The 424-nt window shown below is 80.7% G+C and carries 1 protein-coding gene; it reads left to right on the top strand.

Translation table 11 applies throughout. The features are described 5' to 3' along the window. Positions 1 to 12: 12 nt before the first annotated feature. Positions 13 to 424 (top strand): DUF6350 family protein (locus tag BI06_RS51015; RefSeq protein ID WP_233290251.1); only part of this gene is annotated, 412 nt, incomplete at its 3' end.

Genomic DNA, 424 nt, shown 5'->3' with positions numbered 1-424 from the left:
GCTCTGGCCGGGTTGCCGGAGCGGGTTCGGCCGACCGGCGGCGCGCCGGTGGTCCGGGTGGCCGCGCTGGCGGCCGGGGCGGGGCTGCTGGCTGCCGGCGGGCTGGTGGTCGCGGTGGCGGCGGTGCTCGCCGCGGTGGGCGGGGGCGCCGGGTCGGCGGTGTTCGCGGGCGGACCGGCGGCGGTGGCGGGAGTGTTGCTGCTGACCCTGGTACTGCTGCCGAACACGGTGCTGTGGGGTGCGGCGTACGCGCTCGGGCCGGGGTTCGCGGTCGGCGCGGGGACTGTGGTGTCGCCGGTGCGGACGACGCTGGGCCCGGTGCCGGAGTTCCCGCTGTTCGCGCTGCTCCCGGAGCCGGGGGCGGGCGGCTGGCGGCTGGCGGTGTGCGTGCTGCCCGCGCTGGCGGGCCTGGTGCCGGGGCTGC

It is taken from the genome of Kitasatospora sp. MBT66 (assembly GCF_000710405.2).
In the GTDB taxonomy this organism is placed as follows: domain Bacteria; phylum Actinomycetota; class Actinomycetes; order Streptomycetales; family Streptomycetaceae; genus Kitasatospora; species Kitasatospora purpeofusca.
The sequence above is the reverse complement of the archived record's forward strand: the minus strand, read 5'-3'. Positions and strand labels throughout refer to the sequence as shown.